Consider the following 669-nt stretch of genomic DNA (forward strand, 5'->3'; position numbering starts at 1 on the left):
CCCCGGACACCCGCGCCTCGGGGCCGCGCAGCCGCAGCCGCAGGTGCGGACCGAACCGCCAGTGCCGCTCGACGTGGGCGGCCAGCCCCTCGGCCGTCGCCCGCCGGGCCAGCGGCAGGACGGCTTCGCGCAGCGCGCGGGCCTTGTCGGGCCGGTAGTGGTACAGGACCACGTCCCAGGCGGTCACGGCCCCCTGGCCGTCGGCCGGGTCACTCATCGGGCGCCTCCTCGGCGACGGCGGTACGGGCGGTCCGGACGGCTCGGGCGGGCCGGGCGGTACGGGCGGAGTCGCGGGCCGCGGCCCCCGCCGCGCTGTCCCGGCCCGGCCGGTAGGTCTCCACCACGAGTTCCACGGCCCGGGTCGGCTCCCGCTGCCCCACGATGCCCGGCAGGGCCTCCTCCAGCACCGCGCCGCGCGGGTGCCGGGTGAGCCACTTGGCGAGGTGGCGCAGGTGCAGCGGGTTGCCGAGGTCGACGGGCTGCGGCTTGGGGGCGCGCAGGTGGGCGACGAAGGCGTCGGCGGGTGTGCCCGCGCCGTTGGCGGTGGCCGGTGCGGGGTGGAGGAAGAGCTGTTCGGGCAGGCCGAGCCGGGCCCGCCAGCGGGCGACGGTCGCGGCCGGGACCCCGTCGGGGCCCGGGTCGGCGGCGAGTTCGGCCCGCAGGGCGTCG

General features: G+C 80.1%; 2 pseudogenes. Both read right to left on the bottom strand.

The window, feature by feature from the left end:
- Positions 1–217 (bottom strand): annotated as a pseudogene (locus AE652_RS42590) (lantibiotic dehydratase C-terminal domain-containing protein); the annotation flags it as partial.
- A pseudogene (locus tag AE652_RS42595) lies at positions 210–669 on the bottom strand (hypothetical protein); the annotation flags it as partial. The pseudogenes AE652_RS42590 and AE652_RS42595, both read right to left, overlap by 8 nt.

This window comes from Kitasatospora sp. MY 5-36 (assembly GCF_001182915.1).
GTDB lineage: Bacteria > Actinomycetota > Actinomycetes > Streptomycetales > Streptomycetaceae > Kitasatospora.